This window comes from Sphingomonas sp. SORGH_AS_0870 (assembly GCF_031453175.1).
Classification (GTDB): domain Bacteria; phylum Pseudomonadota; class Alphaproteobacteria; order Sphingomonadales; family Sphingomonadaceae; genus Sphingomonas.
Genome location: NZ_JAVIYW010000002.1, coordinates 2,110,153 through 2,130,165 on the forward strand (window position 1 = coordinate 2,110,153; position 20,013 = coordinate 2,130,165).

At 66.2% G+C, this 20,013-nt stretch carries 7 protein-coding genes and 2 pseudogenes; 4 read left to right on the forward strand and 5 right to left on the reverse strand.

Going from position 1 to position 20,013, the window contains the following annotated elements:
• The first annotated feature begins 75 nt into the window (after positions 1 to 75).
• The 4 genes and pseudogenes from QE363_RS10200 to QE363_RS10215 form a co-directional block, all read left to right on the forward strand.
• On the forward strand, positions 76 to 3,093 hold the full coding sequence (locus tag QE363_RS10200; RefSeq protein ID WP_309694912.1) for a TonB-dependent receptor: 3,018 nt from the start codon (positions 76 to 78) through the stop codon (positions 3,091 to 3,093).
• A gap of 138 nt (positions 3,094 to 3,231) precedes the next feature.
• Entirely contained in the window at positions 3,232 to 6,120 is a 2,889-nt protein-coding gene (locus QE363_RS10205) for a TonB-dependent receptor domain-containing protein (protein ID WP_309694913.1), read from the forward strand.
• Between the two features lie 71 nt (positions 6,121 to 6,191).
• Positions 6,192 to 9,464, forward strand: a complete 3,273-nt coding sequence (locus tag QE363_RS10210) for a S41 family peptidase (protein WP_309694915.1) — start codon at positions 6,192 to 6,194, stop codon at positions 9,462 to 9,464.
• 767 nt (positions 9,465 to 10,231) lie between these two features.
• Positions 10,232 to 10,444: pseudogene (locus QE363_RS10215) on the forward strand (transposase); the annotation flags it as partial.
• Between the two features lie 152 nt (positions 10,445 to 10,596).
• Here the strand turns inward: QE363_RS10215 and QE363_RS10220 are convergent.
• The 5 genes and pseudogenes from QE363_RS10220 to QE363_RS10245 all read right to left on the reverse strand — a co-directional run bounded on the left by QE363_RS10220 (position 10,597) and on the right by QE363_RS10245 (position 19,987).
• The gene (locus QE363_RS10220) at positions 10,597 to 12,840 is read right to left on the reverse strand and encodes a TonB-dependent receptor domain-containing protein (RefSeq protein ID WP_309694917.1); all 2,244 of its coding nucleotides are present in this window, start codon (positions 12,838 to 12,840) and stop codon (positions 10,597 to 10,599) included.
• An 876-nt stretch (positions 12,841 to 13,716) separates the two neighbouring features.
• Positions 13,717 to 14,085, reverse strand: coding sequence for an IS5 family transposase (locus tag QE363_RS10225; RefSeq protein WP_309694919.1), 369 nt, complete (start codon positions 14,083 to 14,085; stop codon positions 13,717 to 13,719).
• Positions 14,086 to 14,222: 137 nt separating this feature from the next.
• Positions 14,223 to 14,282, reverse strand: a pseudogene (locus tag QE363_RS10230) (hypothetical protein); the annotation flags it as partial.
• Positions 14,283 to 14,852: 570 nt separating this feature from the next.
• Positions 14,853 to 16,589 carry a gamma-glutamyltransferase gene (ggt, locus tag QE363_RS10240; protein WP_309694921.1) on the reverse strand — a complete coding sequence of 579 codons (1,737 nt, stop codon included), beginning with the start codon at positions 16,587 to 16,589 and terminating at the stop codon, positions 14,853 to 14,855.
• Positions 16,589 to 19,987 (reverse strand): TonB-dependent receptor, encoded by a 3,399-nt coding sequence (locus QE363_RS10245; protein ID WP_309694923.1) that lies wholly within the window; start codon positions 19,985 to 19,987, stop codon positions 16,589 to 16,591. Before QE363_RS10245 ends, ggt begins: the two co-directional genes overlap by 1 nt.
• Positions 19,988 to 20,013 lie beyond the last annotated feature (26 nt).

Consider the following 20,013-nt stretch of genomic DNA (forward strand, 5'->3'; position numbering starts at 1 on the left):
CATCCGCGGCGGCGGCATCCCCCGGCACGCGCCGGAGCCGATTCGCGCAGGATGATGCGGTGGGCGGTTTCCGGCATGATGCTGGCAGCGCTCTCGCCCGCCACCGGATCGGCGGCTCATGCGCAGGTCCGCGACGCCGCGATCGAGGCGCAGCCGCTCGATCGCGCGCTGGCGCTCTGGTCGGCACGCACCGGTATCCAAGTGGTGATGGCGGCCGACACGCGCAGCGTGCGTAGCCACCGGGTGCGTGGCGGCCTGTCGGCGCAGGCGGCGCTGCGGCGGCTGTTGGCGGGCACCGGCTACGAAGCCCGCTTCCTGGGCGCACATACCGTCGCGTTGCTGCGCGTGGCGCCGGCTCCCGCGCCGCCGTCCGTCACGCCAGACGAGCGGCCACAGGATGTCGTCGTCACGGGCACGCGCCTGGGTGCGCTGTCGAACAATGCCATCATGCCGGTCCGCACCATGGGCCGTGCCGAGCTTGACGGAACCGCGCAGGCCGATCTCGCCACCTCCCTGCTGCGGATCGGCGCGATCCAGCCCGGCCTCGGCCTGCAGAGCAGCCAGAACCAGACGTCGGGCGGGGCGGGGCTCAGCCTGATCGACCTGCGCGGGCTGGGGGTCGCCCGAACGCTAGTTCTTGTCGACGGGCAGCGTCAGGTGGGCGCGCGCCGTGGCCTGTCTGCGGTCGACCTTAACACGATCCCGCCACAGATGGTTGAGCGGATCGAGGTGACGACCGGCGGCGGCTCGGCGGTCTATGGCGCGGACGCGGTCGCCGGGGTGGTCAACATCATCTTGCGCCATGGTCCGGTCGACGGCATCGACCTGAACGCCACCAGCGCGCTGTCGAGCTACGGCGACGCCCCGACGCGCGGCGTGTCGCTGCGCTGGGGGCGGAGCGACGTCGTCGGCTCAGGCTGGGACCTTTCGGGTGGCCTCTATCATGACAGCATCGCGGCGGTGAATGCCGTCGCCCGCGCTTATGCCAGCGACGGGCTGGACGTGATCCGCGCGGCGTCGGGCGAGGGGCTGGTGACTTTGCCCGGCATCCACTTCCTTCCGGCTGATGCGGCGGGCAGCTATACGATCGGCGGCGCGCGTTCGGTTTTCGCCGCCAATGGCAGCACGGCACGCCCCTATGACACCGGGGCGATCGGCGCGCGCGACGGACGGCAGATCGGCGGCGACGGGTTGGCGCCGCAACGCTACGACCAGTTGCGACTGGGTCTGGTGCGCACGGCCGCCGACCTGTCGCTGCGGCGCAACGCGGGAGCGCATCGTCTTGCCGCTTCACTGCGGATCGTGGCCACCACCACGCGATCGCAATGGCAGCCGATGATCTTCCCCAGCGATCGCGCCGCGCTGTCGCTGACGGCCGCCAATCCCTTCCTGCCCGATGCGACAGTCGCCGCGATGCGGGCCGCGGGGATCGGGCAGATCGACGTCGCCAAGGTGCTGGACGCTTTCGGGCGGGTCGGCTCGGTCAATCATCGCCTGATGACGACCGCGCGGGCAGGGGCGGGCGGGCCGGTCGGGGATCGCTGGCGCTACACGCTCGAGGCCGGCTGGGGGCGCAGCCATGACGCGATCACGACGATCGGCTTGGCCGACATGGATCGCCTGCGCCAGTCGATCGACGCGGTCCGCGACCCCGTCACCGGCGCGATCCGCTGCCGCGATGCCACCGCGCGGGCGGCAGGCTGCGTCCCGCTCGATATCGTCGGCAGCGGCCCGGTCGATCCCGCCGCGGTGGCATGGAGCGCGATCGCGCCGCGATCCGGCGAGACGCTGACGCAGGTGATCCTCGGTGGCCAGATGACCGGGCGCCCGTGGACGCTGCCGGCGGGCCCGGTCGAGGTGACGATCGGCTGGGAAGCACGCCGGGAGATCAGCGACCGCCGTTCCAGCGCGATCCAGCAGCGCGGCGGTACCTATCTGCCGCAGGTTCCCTCCTACGCCGGGCGCTATGGCGTCGCGGAAGCGCTGGGTGAGATCAGCGCACCGCTGTTGATGCACCGCGCTGGCGTGGACCGGCTTACCGTCACCGCTGCATGGCGCCTGTCCCATTATTCCACCGTGGGCTGGGCCGGGGCGTGGCATGCCGGGCTGGACTATGCGCCGGTTGCCGCACTGCGGTTCCGTGCGATGCGCTCGCGTGCGGTGCGGGCGCCCAATATCGGCGAACTCTACAGCGGGCCGGCGCAGGGCTATGCTTTCGTCACCGACCCGTGCGACGCGACTAGGCGGGACGCGGTGGCGGTGCGCGCGGCCCGCTGCGACGCGCTTGGCCTGTCCGCCGCGCTCGACGGGCAGAACGGCATCGCCAAGCCCGTCACCTATGACGGCAACACGGCGCTGCGTGCCGAACTCGCCGATACCAGCACCCTGGGCGTCAGCTGGGAGCGGGGCGGTGCGCGGGTGACGCTGGACGGCTGGCATATCCGGGTTGATCGCGCGATCGGCTTTCCGATCGAGCAGGCGACGCTGAACGATTGCGTCGATGCCGCCGACGGTCCACGCCGGACCGCGGCGTGCGGTGCGATCAGCCGGGACGCCGCCTCCGGGCAGATCGTCGGGCTGCGCGCGCGCTATACCAACATCGGTCGTATCGACACCGCCGGGATTGATCTTGCCGCGGACTGGCGCGTGACCCCGGCCATAGCGGGCGGTGCGGTCGACCTGTCGGCCACCGCGACCTGGGTCGGCCGGCTGGTCGTCACCGCCGATGCCGCTTCGGGGGCCACCGTGCGGCTCGACGGCATCCTCCCCAATCCGCGCCTGCGCGCGAGCCTTGGCGCGCGATGGAGCAGCCAGCGTCTGACCCTCGACTGGCAGGCGCGGCTGATCGGCAGCGCGCGCATCACCGGGGACGAGACGATTCCCGTCGACCGTCCGGCCACGGGGTTGCGCAGCTATCACGATCTGGGCGCGGCGCTGCGGTTGGCGTCAGCGACACTGCGGCTCGATGTCGCCAATGTGTTTGACGCTGCACCGCCGCGTCGCGGCTATCAGACCAGCCAGGGGATCGGCACCGCCGCGCTCTATCCCAATCTTGGTCGCATCGTCCGGCTGGGTGCCACCGCCACCTTCTGACTTTTTTTCGTCATCGCGTTCCCGGATCGCGGGGCTGCGACGTCCTTGCATCACGATCGGCTCGACGGGGCAGCGCAGACATGGCCCGCATCCGATCTGCAGGAGGAAATCGTCGGCATTCTGAAAAAGGGGGAAGCCATGATTTCCGGTATCACGTCGCGGACGCGCTCGTCCGCATGCACAATCCTGCTGCGCTCCGCTGCGGCGGCCGCGCTCGCGGCCGGCTGGCTGGCGCAACCCGCGTCCGCGCAAACCGCCGCGCCCGCGGCCACGCAGGACGGTGCCGCCGCCGATCCCGACATCGTCGTCACCGGATCGCGCCTTAAGCAGACACGCGAAGATACGATCGCGCCGGTCACGACGCTGACCGCCGATCAGATCGCGATCAGCGGGCAGGAGAATATCGGCCGCGCGCTCAACAACCTGCCGTCGATGGGCGTCGGCTTCAATGACGCCAATTCGCAGGGCAATGCCGCCAGCCAGGGGCTGAACCTCGTCAACCTGCGCCGCCTCGGCACCAACCGCACGCTCGTGCTGGTCAACGGCCGCCGCCAGGTGCCGGGCGAGCCGCTGACCTCCTCGGTCGACCTCAACACCATCCCCGCGACGCTGATCGAACGCGCCGACGTATCGCTGGGCGGTGCCTCGGCGGTCTATGGCGCGGATGCGGTCAGCGGCGTCGTCAACCTGATCCTGAAGAAGAACTACGAAGGGCTGGAAGTGCGGGCTCGCGGTGGCATCACCTCGCGCGGTGACGGCGAATCCTATGGTGGGACGCTGACCGCAGGCAAGAGCTTCGACGGCGGGCGCGGTAACGTGACGTTCGCGGGCTTCTACGACCGGGTGGAGGGCGTACAGGCGGTCGACCGCAACTACGCCAGCAACGGCCTGAACACGATCTCCAATCCCGATCCGAAGGGGCCGGCCTTCATCCACGCGCCGAACATCCGCTTCAACGGGATCAACGATCCCGGCACCTTCTACATCGGCAACACGCCCTACACCTTCGCCAATGACGGCAGCAGCTTCCGTCCTTACGATTTCGGGGCTGTCGGCAATCGCGGCGGCCGGTCGATCGGCGGTGATGGCGGCTTCTTTGAGAAGTACGACAATCTCTCGCTCCCGACGACGCGCTATGTGGCGAACCTGCTGGTCAATTACGAATTCAGCCCGGCGGCGCATTTCTTCTTCGAGGGGCGCTATGCGAAGACCAAGGTTCTGGGCTTCTGGCAGCCGCCGGAGGATCCCGTCCAGTACGATCCGCCCTTCATCTCGATCAACAACCCCTATGTCTCTACCGCGCTTCGTACGGCGCTGGCCCAGGCGGGGCAGAACGGGCTTTACCTGTCACGCAACAACAATGATTTCGGGCGGCGCGGCAGCGACAGCCGGCGCGACCTGATGCAGTTCACTACCGGCTTCGACGGCGATCTGGGCGGTGGCTGGTCGTATAACGTGTTCGGCGCCTACGGACGCAACATTGACAATATCGGCCTGCTCAATGGCCGGTTGCAAGACCGTTTCCTCGAATCGGTCGACGTCGTGCAGGGGCCGAACGGCCCGCAATGCGCCAGCGCGACGGCGCGCGCCAACGGCTGTCTGCCGCTCAACCTCCTCGGCCTGACCACCGCCGATCCGAAGGCGATCGCCTACAGCAGCTTCAACGATCGCTATCGCAAGACCTCGACGCTGGTGAATGCGGGCGCCAGCATCACCGGCACGCTGTTAACGCTGCCTGCCGGGCCGGTGCAGACCGCCGCCGGCATCGAATATCGCCGCGATACGGCGCGCACCTTCCCCTCGGCGCAGGTACAGGCGGGCAATTCCTTCTATCCGCAGGAAAGCCCGGTCAGCGGCGTCGTGGTGACGAAGGAAGTGTTCGGCGAGTTGCGCGTGCCGCTGCTCAAGGACTTCGTCCTCGGTCGCGAACTGTCGGCGCAGGGGGCGTTCCGCATGTCGGACTATAACACCAACGGCACGCAATGGTCGTGGAATGCGGGCGGATCGTACACGCCGTTCGAGGGGATGCGCTTCCGTGCAATGCGGTCGAAGTCGGTGCGGGCGCCCAATATCGGCGAATTGTTCTCGCCGGCGAATGCGGGCTATTTCTTCGGCGACGATCCCTGCGACGCGTTGCAGGTGTCGCTGTCGCCGAACCGCGCGACCAATTGCGCCGCGCTGGGCGTGCCCGCCAACTATAATGCTCCCACCAACGGCAAGACGATCCTTGGCCGCTTCGGTGGCAACCCGAAGCTCGATCCCGAAACGGCGATGACGTGGACGGTCGGCATGACGCTGACCCCGCCGCGTATTCCTGGCCTGTCGATCTCAGTCGACTATTTCAACGTCGACATCCGCAACGCCATCGGCAACGTGCCGGCGCAGACCATCCTCAACAATTGCGTCGATCAGGCGGTATCCGTCGCCAGCAACCCCAATTGCGCCGCGATCACCCGCGATCCGACGACCAAAGCGGTGACCAGTGTCAGTGCGGTGAACCTGAACATCGGTCGGCTGCTCACCGACGGGATCGATTTCAACGTCAACTACGGGTGGAACCTCTCGGCGATCGCCGCGTCGCTGCCCGGCCGGATCACGCTCAACCTGACCGGCACCTATCTCAGCCGGCTGCGCTATTTCACCGATGCGAACGATCCGTCCTCGGTCACGCGACAGGACGGGGTGCTGGGCAATCCCAACTGGAGCATGCTGGGCTCGGCGACCTACAGCCTGCCACGCTTCTCGATCACCTGGCAGGCGCGCTACCTCGGTTCGCAGTGGATCACTTATTATCGGGGCATTACGCCCAGTCGCTTCGACCTGCCGTTCACCGGCGTGAAGACCTATCACGACCTGTCGATCGGTTATGATATCAGCGATCGCATGGGGTTGCAGGTCAATGTGACGAACCTGTTCGACACGAAGCCGCCGGCGCGTGCTTTCCTGATCCATTCGGGCATCTACGACGCGTCGATCTACCCCAATCTGGGGACCAGCTTCGCCGCAGCGTTGACCTACAAATTCTGAGCAACGTGCCAAGCGCCGGGGTGGCGACGCGCCGCCCCGGCCGCCTTTTTCCGTTCCTGGAGACACCGACGATGAAGACGATCCTGCGCACCCTCGGGCTGTTCGGCGCCACGGCGCTCGCCTCCGGGATCTGCGCGCAAGGTCCTGCGGCTCCGGTGGCGAGGATCGCGATGGGCGAGCCTTCGCTGTCGGCCGACGGGCGGCAGATCGCCTTCGTCTCCGGCGGCGATATCTGGGAAGTGTCCTCTGTCGGCGGCGTCGCCCGTCTACTGGTCAGCGATCCGGCGACCGAGGGGCGGCCGCTCTATTCGCCCGATGGCCATCGGCTCGCCTTCACCTCCACGCGCGGCGGCACCGCCAACATCTACGTGCTCGACCTCGATACCGGGCACGTCACCCGCGTCACCTACGCTGATGCGAACGAAGAGCTTGATGCGTGGAGCCGCGACGGCAAATGGCTCTATTTCGCCTCCGCGGTGAACGACGTCGCGCGCCAGCCCGACATCTTCCGCGTCGCGGCGACCGGCGGCACCCCGCTGGAGGTCAGTCGCGAACGCTATCTCTCCGAATTCCAGGCCAGTCCTTCACCCGATGGCGGCACGATCGCCCTCGTCGCGCGTGGGATCAGCAACACACAATGGTGGCGCAACGGCCATTCGCATATCGACGAAACCGAAATCTGGCTGAAGCCGGTGGCGGAGGGAAGCGCCTATCGCCGGCTGGCGACAGCTCCGGCTAAATATGCCTGGCCCAGTTGGAACGCGGACGGCCGTTCGCTCACCGTCATGAGTGACAGGGGCGGCACCGAGAATCTGTGGCGCATCGACGTCGCGGGTGGCGCCGCGCCGCGTGCCCTGACGCGCTTCACCGACGGGCGCCTGCTCTATCCCTCGTATGCGCCGAACGGACAGGCGGTGTTCGAGCGTGATCTGGGCATCTGGCGGTTCGATCCGGCGACGGGCGTGGCGGCGCCGGTGCCGATCACGCTGCGCGGCGCAACCACCTCCGCGGGGCGGGAGCATCGCAGCCTGAGTGACTTCACCGGGCTAGCGCTCTCGCCCGACGGCCTGAAGCTGGCGCTGATCGCGCATGGCGAAGTGTTCGCCGCGCCCGCGAAGGACGGCGGCGTCGCGCAGCGGATCACCACCAGTCCGGGTGCGGAAAGCGACGTCGTCTGGTCGCCGGATTCGCGCCGCCTGCTCTACGTCACCGAACGCGGCGACGACCAGCTGCTGGCCGAGCGCGACGTGGCGAGCGGGAAAGAGGTATTGCTGACGCGGCGCGGTGTCGTCTCGGTGCCGGTCTATGCCCCCGACGGCCGGTCCGTCGCCTATGTGCTCGACGATCGCGAGTTGCACGTCGTCACGGTCGGGACGGGGGCGCTCGTCGACCGTACGCTCTTCACCGGCGCGCTGGCGGTGGACGAGGATGCCGCGCACCCGGTTTGGTCGCCCGATGGCCGGATGATCGCCGTGCCGGTCCGCGACCGGCGCTCCTTTGTCAACGTTCATGTCGTGCCCGTCGCCGGCGGCGAGGCGCGTCCGGTCAGCTTCCTCGCCAATGGGCTGATGGGGGCGATCGCCTGGTCGCCCGATGGCCGCTACATCCTGTTCGATACGTCGCAGCGGTCTGAGGAATCGCGGATCGTGCGCGTCGACCTGCTGCCGCATGTCCCGAAATATCGCGAGGATGTGTTCAACGGCCTATTCCAGTCGAGTACTCCGCCCGGCGCTCCCGCCGCGCCACCGGCCCCTGCACCGGCGACGGAGGCGCCGTCGACGCCGCTGCCGACGCGCCGCTCTACCGCCCGTCCGACACTCGCCGCGACACCGGTCGTGCCGGTCACGCGCATCGATTGGGACGGGCTGCGCGATCGGGCGACGACGTTGCCGCTGGGCCTCAACGCGCGGTCCCCGCTCATCACCCCGGACGGCAAGACGCTGGTGTTCCGCGCCGCCGAACGCGGCCAGGACAATTTCTATAGCTATGACCTCGACGAACTCGCCACCGAGCCGCCCGTTGCGCGCCAGTTGACCGCCACCGGCAAGCCCAAGGGGGACGCCGCGCTGTCGGCGGATGGCAAGGCGCTGGTCTATCTAGACGGTGGCACGCCCGTGTCGACACCGATCGACACGCCCAAGCCGAAGCCCGTCGTCGTAACCGCCGAGATGGATGTGGATTTCGACGTCGAGAAGCTGGTCGTGTTCGATGAGGCGTGGAACGCGCTGGACCGCCATTTCTTCGACCCGGCCTTCACCGGGCACGACTGGAAGGCGTTGCGCGCTCGTTTCCGCCCCTATGCCGCCGGCGTGCGCACGCCGGACGAGCTGCGGCGGATCATCAACCTGATGATCGGCGAGTTGAACGCCTCCCATTCGGGCATCAACCGGCCGTGGCGTGGCCCCGGCGCCACGCCGACCGATCGGGTCGGCGACCTCGGCCTGCGGTTCGATCGCGCGGCCTATGAGGCGGGGCGCGGCCTGATCGTACGCGAGATCGTGACGCTCGGTCCGGCGGCCGTGGAGCTGGGCATCAGGGTCGGCGACCGGCTGCTGGCGGTCAACGACGTCCCGATCGTGGCGGACACCAATCTCGACGCGCTGCTCGAGCATCAGGTCGGCGACCGTATCCGCGTCACGATTTCGGGGCCGACCGGCCGGCGCGACGTGACGCTGCGTCCCGTCTCCACGGCGGTCGCGGGAGGCCTGCTCTATCGCCAGTGGGTGGCGAGCCGCCGCGCGCTGGTCGATCGCTGGTCCGGCGGGCGGCTCGGCTATGTCCATATCGCGGACATGTCGGAGGAATCCCTCAGTCAGCTCTATCTCGATCTCGACGCGGCAAATCAGGCGAAGGCGGGGGTCGTCGTCGATATCCGCCACAATGACGGTGGCTTCGTCAACGGCTATGCGCTCGACGTATTCAGCCGTCCCAATTACCTGACCATGACGCCGCGCGGCCTGTTCCCCGTGCCGAGCCGTCAGGCGCTCGGGCAGCGCGCGCTGGGCAAGCCGACGATCCTCGTCATCGACGAATCTTCGCTGTCGGATGCTGAGGATTTCACCGAGGGGTATCGCAAACTCGGACTCGGCAAGGTGGTCGGACAGCCGACGGCGGGCTGGATCATCTACACCAGCGGGATCACGCTGCTTGACGGATCGGTGTTGCGCGTTCCGCACACCCGCATTCAGGACGCTGCCGGTCGAGATATGGAGATGGCCCCGCGCCCCGTCGACATCGCCGTCGATCGCCCGCTGGGTGAAACCGGGACCGATCGGGATCGGCAACTTGCCATGGCGGTAGAGGTTTTGTTGCGGCAGTCCGGCGTAATAGATACCACGCCATGAGGCGATCTCGGAATGGTCGGGCTGATCCTGCTGGTGGTGGTGATGTGGCGATAGATCATCCGTTCCTGTCGGGGTAATTGCGCGATTGGGGGGCCGTCGCAAACCATTCGACCTACTTTTCCTTATCCTCTGGAATGGCCACGACGCCCGTTGCGTTGGTCGCATCCCGCAGCCTCAGGAATAAGACCTGAGCCGAGGGTTCCGGCAAGGCGATATCAACGGTCGATGCGGTGCAGCCGTCCGGGATCGTCTGCGCCCCTTCGTAGCGGTCGTTGGCGGCGGTGGCCTGGAGCAGGAACAGCCTGTTCCCTTTTCAGCGTGCACCGCGGCCGGCCGCGGGGGCACAGGGGACGCCCTGTAAGTTCGGCAGGCGAACGGCGGTGCCAAGGGGTGCCCAGCGGCTGGTGCCGCTGCTCCCAACGACACGGAACCGCAATGGACCATAGACCTATGGACCGATCGCGTCATGAGGCACGAACGTCACGACCTCCGTCGTCGCATCCTGCAGATCGTACCCCCGACCCGCACCGATCACCGCGACCGCATTGCCCGTCGTCGTTCCGATCCCAATCGTTTCCTTACCCGTCAGAGGCATAGCAGGATCGAGGTGGAAAGCAGATGTGGCCTGGCTATCCTGCGCGAAAAAATCGTCGGGACGTAGTGCGATCGGCAACATTCCGGCGTTTGCCGGTGATTAGGCTCAGGACCTATAAAATAACTTGCGTGAGTGGTGACGGGTTGATTCATTGGCGGTGGAGGTGCCGCCGATGAGTGAACTGTTCTGGCTGACGGACAAGCAGATGCAGCGGATTGAGCCGTATTTTCCGTTGTCGCATGGCGTGCCGCGCGTGGATGACCGGCGGATCGTCAGCGGCATCATCTTCGTGATCCGCAACGGCCTGCGCTGGCGGGATGCGCCAGCGGTTTGTGGTCCGCCCAAGACGATCTACAACCGGTTCATCCGCTGGAGCCGGATGGGGTAGCCTGTCGCTCAACTTATGAACTCGCAGGTTCGCCGATTTACAGAGTTCCAGCAAAGAGACCATCGCTCCGACAGACGCTTTGCCAGTGGGATGGAAGTACAAGAAACCAGCCCTCGGTCGCGCGCGATCCGCGACCGAGGGTGTCTGCCTTAGAATGCCGCGCGCAGGCCCACCGCGACCGCACGTCCGGGCAAGGGTGCCCGTAGCCTGAGGAAGGAGTTGTGCAACCGCGCCTCTGCGTTCGTCAGATTGGCGACATCGACAAACGCCTCGTAACGGGCCGCGCTGCCAAAGCGATAGGCGGCATGGGCGTCGACCAGCGTGAAGCCATTCGAGATCGGCTCGCCTTTCGCCACATCGGCCTGTCGCAGATAGCGCACCGCGCCGATCGACGCGCGCCACGCACCGTTTTCCCAGCCGAGGTCGCCACCGTAGCGCGACATCGGCGTGCGCGGCAGATAGTCGCCGTCGAGCCGCTGTCGATAATATTGCCGATCCAAGGCGGCGGTAGAACCGCTGTCGAAGGGGCTGTAGCCGTCGGGGAGGGTGAAGATCGGGTGGACCTGCACATAATCGCCAAAGCCGTGCAGCGCGAACTGTCCGACGCGCGTGCTAACCCGTAGCGTCGCTTCCCCCTCGATACCGCGGAAACGGGTATCGCCCTGTCGCCATTCGCGTACCGGCAGGGTCCGCGACACGCCGGTATTGCCGAGATAGATATAGTCCGTGAACCTCGTGCTGTAGGCGGACAGCGAGGCGGACAGCCAGGACGTGTCGATCCCGCCGCCGACTTCGACCGTCTCGGCGCGCTCCTTGCGCAACCGGGCGTCCCCCTGCTCCTCGGTCAGGATCGAGAAATGGTTGCCGTTGGCGTAGAGTTCGTTGATCCCCGGCGCCCTCTCGGCATGCGACCAGCGTCCCCGCAGATAGAGCGACTTGAATAGCGACAGGCGCGCGCCGACATCGCCGCTCAGCAGGTGGAAATCGGTATCGCGGGCATAGGCCGCACCCTGTCCACGGCCAGCGCGTACGCTGGCCTCGTCAAGGTCATAGCGCACCTCGTCATATCGGATGCCGCCGCTGAGCGTCAGCGGCGACAGCGCCAACCGCTCGGCCAGGAACGCCGATCGCTCCGCCGTGACGACGCTGGGGAGATAGGAGGTCGTCTCGGTGGTGCGCAGGCTGCGATCGGCGATCTGCCCGCCGATCGATCCGCTCAGGGGGCCAAGCGGACGTTGGGTGATCTCGATGCGCATTTCTTCGCCATTGCCGTCGAACCGGCTCCAGACGCGGTCGGGCACGCGTTCGCGGTCGCGCGACCGGACATGCGCGGCGCGCAGCGTCACCGCCGCGACACCCGGCAGCGGATCGTACAAGGCGCCCTTCAGGTCGAAGCGCGTCTGCCCCACGGTCACGCCGATCGGACTGGCACCCGTTCTGGACGATGTGATGAGGGTGAAGCCGGGCACGCCATAGCTGTTGTCGTACCGGCCGATCGACAAGCCCAGAAAGCCGCCATCGACGATGATGCTGCCGCCCGCCGTGATGGCCGTCGTTCGGATCGCGCTGTTGGGCAGGCGTCCGTCCGCATTCCCGCCGGAATCAAGGTTCGTAATGATCTGCCCCGACAGCGGCGTCGCATCGACATAGCGTTTGACCGCAGCGTCATACACATAGGTCGGCCGCGCCAACCGTACCTGGCACAGCGCCTGAAGCCCGGTGTTCGAGACGAGCGACGACCAGGTCCGGCACGTATCGGCTTTCGCCTGGCCCGGTATCGCTTGATCCCCCTGATACCGATAAAGGCCGTCGAGGTGCCACGCGAACGCACCACGTCCACCGTCGAAGCGCGTCATGGTGGTCACGCCGACATTGTCGCCGCTGCGGACCTCGCCCCGGCCGGTGGGCGCGCCGTCATGCCGCTGCGTCGGTATACGACCATCGATCACGTTCACGACGCCCCCGATCGCGCCGCCACCATAGGGGACCGCCGCGCTGCCCTTGAGCAGTTCGATCCGGTCGGCGAGGAACGGCTCCACCGCTGCGGCATGTTCCGCTCCTAATCCAGAGGCGTCCTGCGTCGGCAGGCCGTCGATCAGGATTGCGACGCGACCGCCGGTCTGGCCCCGGATGGTCGGGCGGCCGACCGCTGGGCCGAAATAGTCATTCTGCACACCCGGCACCCGCGACACTGTCTCGCCCAGCGTCGGCGCCTTGCGCCATTCGAGCTCCACGCCGTCGACCGTAGCGCCCGACGCGCTGGACAGATGTTGGACGGCGGAAGAATTATCGCGCTGCCCCTCGACGACGATCGTGGAGGGCGTCTTGCCGCGCTCGGGCGGTGCGGCAGTTGGTCCTGCGGCAACCGCCAGCAGGATGAGGTTCGGTAGCATCGGTGTCTTGTTCCCCCTTGATAGAGGGGGTCCTCTGCAATGTTATACCGTATCATTCAACTGTCGCGGTTGATAAGCGATCGATGGGCAAGCAGGGTGACCTGTAGGCAGAAATAGCGATAATGATTTCTGGGCCCCTGCATCCAGGATGTGCCGGCAGATGGCCGTCGCCTGCCATAGGGATCGGCCAGTGCGATGACCGAGCTTTCCCATTGGGTTTCAATCGAGAACCGGACAGTGGCAGGCTGATTGCCGAAGTAGGGCTAAGTACGCGACAATGGGCACTTTCTCGGAATCTATTCCCGATCGCCAGTTGCCAAAACTCGCCTGTCGAAACGGTGAAATGGGAAAGACTCACGGCCCTGTATAGTCGAATTCTTCGGGGTTAAGGCAGGCGACCAGTGGTGGTCGAATTTCCTCTGCTGGCGGGACGAGGCTGTGATCGCCTCTGGCCATTTGCCCTGCCAGGTGGCTTGGAACGATTTCGCACAAGACCGCGCAGCCGCTTCTTTGGTTCGGGAAATATCATGCGGACCGCGCGGGGCTGCAACTGAAATGCTCACGGAACTCACGCTTAGCGGGGAGGGGGGAAGGAACTGGGTCCGATCTGTGGCCAATTTTGGGTTGCTTCGTAGGCATGAGTAACCCTGTAAATCGCATAGCTTTCTGCACGCGTTGGGGCGTGGCCAAGCGGTAAGACCCAGGTTCTATCATGTTTGCACGTTGTCTTGGCCTGCAGCTTTTGTAAGTATCGGCCTAATCTCGTCCACATAACTAGGCATCGTGGACAAAGGGCAACCAGAGCAGGACTGATGCAAGGCTGATAAAGCCGATGTAGGATTCGGCGGTTTTGTCGTACCGGGTGGCGACCCGTCGCTAGTTCTTGAGTTTGTTGAACATGCGCTCGATCTGGTTGCGCCAACGGTACTTGACCCGATCATGCGCAGCCGGGTTGCGAGGGTTGCGCCGGGCCGGGATCACGGCCTCGACGTCCATGCTGGTCAGGGCGTCACGGACCGCGTCGCTGTCATAGCCTTTGTCTGCAAGCAGAGCGTCGATCCGGTCGGCGATCATGCGCATCGGCGGCCCAAAGCCTTGCGTGTCATGCGGCTGACCCGGCGTCAGGACGAAGGCGAGCGGGCGACCTCTGACATCGCAGCGGGCGTGGAGTTTGGTAGTAAAGCCGCCGCGCGATCGGCCGAGCGCTTCGACCGCGCCAGTCCCTTTTTTACGCCCACCGCACAATGGTGGGCCCGGACGACCATGCTGTCGATCATGTCGGCGCGGCCATCGCGTTCAACCGCACCGGCCAGAGTCTCCAGCATGGCGTCGAATACGCCCGCGGTAACCCAGCGACGATAGCGGCGGAACGCGCTGTTCCACTTGCCATATTCCTCCGGCAGGTGCCGCCACTGCGCACCCGTCCGCGCGATCCACATCATGCCTTCGAAAAACGGCCGGTTGTCACCAGCGGGACGACAGCCCCGTCCCCCGCTCCGCCGGTAACAATGGCCCGATCAGCGACCATTCCTCGTCCGACAAACCGATCCGCCCGCCCAAGTCTGCCTCCAAAAGGCAGCTTTGAATGAGCGGCAAACTACGCCGTCAAGCTTTGTCCACGATGCCTAGCCACATCGACGCTTCCGGCTCCCATCGCGCGGACAAGTCCGAACACGAGCGATTGTCATGCAGCAGAAAACAGGCCGACCGGTTCATTTCGAACTGCTGCCAGGCACTCGCGCCAGCTTACTGGTTTGGCTCGAACGGCGGGGCGGCTCAGTGGATGACTGTGTCTTCCCAGCCGGGTCGATCAAAACGGCCATCTCAGTGCCCGTCAGTACGCCCAGCTTGTCGATGAATGGGTGACAGGGGGCGGTTTGATGCAAAGTGAATTTGGTACCCGACCTCGGTGGCGTTACAGAGGGCCGCGCCGTTTTCGCAAGATCGGACGAGCAGGCATCGACGTCCGCCAGGGGAGCCCGGCGTTCGGCGGACGGTGCATGGAAATGCTCCTAACGGACAGGAATGGCGGCGGCGTCGGGGCGGCGGGTGTCGGCGGCGCCGAGGAAGCGATCGCCATCGACCATGATCGATTGGATCGAGCCCATCGTGTTCGACCGGCGCACCTTATGCCCTTTCGCTTCGAGCATCGGCACGATGTCGGGCGAAAAGCCTTCCTCCAGCTCCAATGCGGCATCGCCGCCGCCCTGGTTGATCCGCGGCCGTTCCGCGGCCTCGCTGACGTTGAGGCCGTGATCGATGACGTTGGAGAGCAATTGCACCATCGTCGCGATGATATAGCCGCCACCGGGCGTGCCGGTGACGAGCCAGGGGCGATCGCCATCGAAGACGATGATCGGCGTGATCGTCGATCCCACGCGCTTGTTGGCGACGGGCAGGGCCGCGCGCCGCTCGGTCGCGCGGTCGCGCCGGCCCCAGGCGAGGTTGCCGAGCGAGTTGTTGAGAAGGATCCCTGTACCCGGCGCGACGACGTGCGCCCCGTAGGAGGCCGAGAGCGTATAGGTGTTGCTGACCGCGTTTCCCGCAGCGTCCGCGACCGAGAAGTGCGTCGTGTCGCGGCTTTCGTAAGGGTACGGATTTCCGTCGGGTACGTCATCCTTGCCGAGCGATCGGTCGGGCCGGATCAACTTCGCCCGTTCGGCCGCAAAGCCCTTGCTGGCCAGGCCCACCGCGGGTGTTCGCCAGTCAGGGCCGCCGCCGACCAGCCGGCGATCGGCTGAGACGATCTTCATCGTTTCCGACAGTAAATGGAGGTTGGCGACGCTGCCCCATTTTGCTTCCGCGACCGGAAAGGTCTCCAGGATGTTCATGCCCTCGGCGACGCTGACGCCCGATGCGGTCGGCGGCATATAGGCGATGCGCCTGCCGCGGTAGCTCGACCAGATCGGCGTTGATACGATCGCCCGATAGCCAGCGAGGTCGGCCGCATCGATGATGCCCCCGCCGGCGCGGATGCCCGCCGCGATCCTTTCGGCGAGCGGTCCGGTGTAGAAGCCGTCGCGCCCTTTGGCAGCGATCGTCGTCAGCGTCGTGGCGAGGTCTGGTTGGCGAAACGTCTCCCCGGCGGCATAGGCCTTGCCGTCGGGCTTGAAGAAGGTCGCCATCGCAGTGGGATCGTCGGCCATCAGCTTGTGCTGCGCGGCCTGTGCCTGCGCCTCGTCATCGGACAGGACGACACCTTTTTCCGCCATCGCGATCGCCGGCGCGATCAGTGTGCCCCAGGGCAGCGAACCGAAGCGGCGGTGTGCTTCCCACAGTCCGGCGACCGTGCCGGGTATGGCGATGCCCTTCATAGACATGACCTTCTTCGCGTCGACCTTGCCGTCAGGGCCCAGCAGCAGGTCGTTGGTCGTGTGACGGGAGGCCTGGCCGTAATAGTCGATGGCGATGTCCTGCGCGGGTTTGCCGCCCTTCGCCGCCATGTGGACGAGCATGTAGCCGCCGCCGCCGATGTTGCCGGCGCGCGGCAGCGTCACCGCCAGCGCGAAGCCGACTGCGACAGCCGCGTCGACGGCATTGCCGCCCTTGCGCAGGATGTCGGCACCGACCGCCGCCGCGATCCGGTTCTGGCTGACGACCATGCCGCCGCGTCCAACGATCGGCTTGTGAATCTGGTCATAGGCGACGATGTCGCCGCCCGAGGGCGAGCGGGCCTGTGGCTCTTCTTCCTGCGCCGCCACGAGGGATGGCACGAGCAGCGCGACAAGGGCGAAATGGCGCATGCGCATCAGAACGACGCCCGGATGTTGGCGTACCAGTAGCGGCCGTACGGATTATAGAGCGAGCCGAGGAAGCCGTTCGAGGACAGCGGTGGCTTTGCGTTGGTAAGGTTCCTGACGCCGATCCGCATGCGATACCTTCCTTCCCGTTTGTTGCCGACGCTGACCTGTCCGTAGAGGTTGTAGGTCATCTGATCCTGGATCAGCCAGGCCGCGCCCGCTGAATCGATCAGGCCGGTGTCGTCCACGTCGCTGGTATATTGCGTGAAGCCGCCAATCTGGAACTGGCGGTAGCTCCACGTCGCGGTTCCGGTCACGCGCCAGCGCGGCTTGCCGTTCTGGCGGACGAGGTCGCCGGCATCGGCGATCGACGTACCGGCGTTGATCGTGCCGGCGGCGCGCGCGTCGATGAGCTGCTGGATCGGCTGCGAGGGTTCGAGGAAGAAGCGGCGGAGATAGGCGGCATTGGCCGACAGCGTCAGCCGCCTCGCACCAAAGTCCGGCAGCCGCCAGTTGAAGCCGAGGTCGACGCCGGACGCCTGCTGCGGCAGCAAATTGACGTAGCGATCTTTGACGTAGAGCACCCGGCCCGCCGGCTGGAGTCCCGATCCGGCGAAGAGTGCGATATCGTCTGCGGTCGGCGCCGCGCGAACGACATTGGCGTTGGTGCCGCCACCGACGCGGGCGAGGTAGTCGGCGATCAACGCATTGCCTTCGCCGAAGATGCCAACGATCCCCTTCTGCTTCACGTTCCAATAGTCGGCGGTCAGCGTGATCCGGCCGACCGTCGTGTCTAGGAAGTGCGGTTCCAGCACGACGCCTGCGCTCCAGGTGCTGGAGGTTTCGGGCTTCAGCTCCGGATTGCCCGCGCGCTGGGCGCTGATCGCGAACGACTGGCTGCAATTGGCGAAGGAGCTGATCGCACCGGTCCGGAGCTGCGCTTCGCAGCGGACATAGTCGACGCGGGTGTTCGAGCGGGTGACGACGCGGGCATTGATCTGTTCGAGATTGGGCGCCTTGAACCCTTCGGCGTAGGAGCCCCGTAGGCGGATGCCGCGGATCACGTCCCAGGCACCGGCGATCTTGGGCTTCGCGACCGAGCCGACGTCACTGTAATGTTCGAACCGGCCGGCCAGCTGGAATTCGAGGTTGCGGACCAGTGGCACATGCATCGACGGGCTGACGATGGGGACCGCCAGTTCGGCGTAGGCCGCGGCGACGATGCGGCGGCCGCTGGTGTCGGGCGACGGGCTGGTGCCGACGAGGTCGGAGCCATAGGTGATTCCGCTGACGCTGTCCGTGAAGGTCGTCGTGCCGTCGACGCGCGGATCGCGGTCGTCGAGCTGCGTCTCGCGGCGGATTTCCGCGCCGAGGGCGAGGCCGAGCTTGCCGCCGGGCAGTGTCAGCAGGGCTGCGTTCGACAGCTTCACATCGGCCAGCGCCAGCGTCGCCTTGCTGAAGCGCGTCGTCTTGATGCGGATCGCCTGTAGTGCGGCGGCGTTACTCTGCGCGGTGTCGCGCCCCGAGGGGTTCGACAGGTCGCTGCCGTTGAAGGGATTGTAGGCGTCGGGCGTCGACAGCGCGAGCTGGCGCTGCAACAGCGTCGAGCTGATCCCGTCCGACGTGTCGCGGACCTGCGCCTCCGAATAGAGCGCAGCGCTTTCCCACTGAAAACCGAGCCAGTCCCAGCGCAGGCCAGCGAGCACGCGATACTGGTCGTTCTCGACATGGACGAGGTTGGGACCGGCATCCGCAATGTTGTAGCTCGAAAGCGTGACCGCGAGGCCGCTGGAGGGCGCGTTGATGCCGGGCAGGCGGTTGGGATTGGCGGCGCCGTTGAACACGGTCGGGCCGAACGGATTATAGTAGTTGCTAGCTGGCACGATGATCGGCAGCGAACTGAGCGTGCCGGACGGCGACTGGATGCTGTCGGTGGTCGCCTTGTAATAGCCCGCCTCACCGAACAGCTCGAGACCCGGCGTCAGTTCGTAATGGCCGTTGGCGAACAGGTTGAGCCGCTCGACCGAGGGCATGATGTAGGTGTCGTAGGCCGCACGCGGGTCGAAGCGCAGATTGCGGTCCGCGGCTGCGGTGTTGGTGCCGTCGTCGATGCACAGGCCGTTCTTCAGGCCCGTAGTCGCATTGGTCTGACAGCCGCTGTTCGTGAGCGGCTGGATGTGGAACTGGCCCGATGCGTTGGTCAGTGCGATGGTGCCCTGACGAACCTGGACGTTGCCGACCGTCTGGAACGAGCCCCATGGGGTGATCGACGACCGGCCGTCGAGCGCGGTCGCGCCTGCGAACCGGGTACCGACGAACAGCGGCCTCTTGTCGTCAGAGGCGGTGTAATCCTGTTCCGAACTGCGCAGCGGGGTGCGATCGGTATAGCTGGCGAACAGGGTGATGTTGCCGCGCCCGTGGCCGATGTTGGTCCCTGCCAGCAGCGAGAGGGTGTTCTCGGTCTGGCTGGTGTGTTCGGGATAGCCGGTCTGGCCTTCGATCTGCACGCCGGTGAAATCGGTGCGCAGTACAGTGTTGACGACCCCGGCCACCGCGTCCGAGCCATAGATGGCGGCGGCGCCATCGCGCAGCACCTCCAGTCGCTCCAGCCCGAACACGGGGATCGCGTTGGTATTGTAGGTGAGTACAGGGACCAGGTTGTCGTCGGCGCGGCTGGTCGGGTGGTTCACCACGCGGCGGCCGTTGAGCAGCACCAATGTGTTGCCGACACCAAGATTGCGCAAATTGACCGAGCCGACGTCGCCGCGCGCCGCGTTCGAGCTGTTGGGCAGGTACGAGCTGTTGAAGGTGACATCGCCCAGTTGCGGGATCGAACGGAACAGTTCGTCACCGCTGACTGCGGCGGTGGCGGCGATCTGTTGTTCGTCGACGATTGTTACCGGCAGCGCGGCGACGTTGTTCGCGCCTTTGATCTGTGAACCGACGACGACGATGTCGGATGCCGGTGCGGCCCCATCGGCGTTCACCGCGGCTTCGATCGCGGTATTGGATGGCGCGAGGCGTTCGCCGACGACCTGATGCACAGGTGCCTGGGCCGTTGCCTGGACGAAGTTGACCGGCGCTAGCGAGGCGGTGTCGAGCGGCACGACACGCACCGTTCGCGGCCCGGTATAGCGCCACCCGAAACCGCTGCGCGCGAGCAGGAGGTCGAGCGCAGCACCGGGCGTATAGCGCCCGTTGATTTTCGGTGCGCGCCGGTCGGCGACGGCAGGATCGGTGAAGACGAGTTGCAATCCCGCCTGACGTGCGACCCGCAGCAGTGCCTCGTCGAGGCGGCCGGCCGGCACGTCGATCGTGACGGTGCGCTGCTCCTTGGCCACGACTGAGGTCGGTACGATCATCGCCGTAGCGCACGCGGACAGCAGCAGCCGATAGGTTCTAATCATTAGTCGTCCCCCCGGATCGGTATCGC

What these genes read in the sequence shown, in the direction of transcription:
- QE363_RS10200 (WP_309694912.1), top strand. Translation starts at nt 76, where the DNA reads ATGATGCTGGCAGCGCTCTCGCCCGCCACCGGATCGGCGGCTCATGCG.
- QE363_RS10205 (WP_309694913.1), top strand. Translation starts at nt 3,232, where the DNA reads ATGATTTCCGGTATCACGTCGCGGACGCGCTCGTCCGCATGCACAATC.
- QE363_RS10210 (WP_309694915.1), top strand. Translation starts at nt 6,192, where the DNA reads ATGAAGACGATCCTGCGCACCCTCGGGCTGTTCGGCGCCACGGCGCTC.
- QE363_RS10220 (WP_309694917.1), bottom strand. Translation starts at nt 12,840, where the DNA reads ATGCTACCGAACCTCATCCTGCTGGCGGTTGCCGCAGGACCAACTGCC.
- ggt (WP_309694921.1), bottom strand. Translation starts at nt 16,589, where the DNA reads ATGCGCATGCGCCATTTCGCCCTTGTCGCGCTGCTCGTGCCATCCCTC.
- QE363_RS10245 (WP_309694923.1), bottom strand. Translation starts at nt 19,987, where the DNA reads ATGATTAGAACCTATCGGCTGCTGCTGTCCGCGTGCGCTACGGCGATG.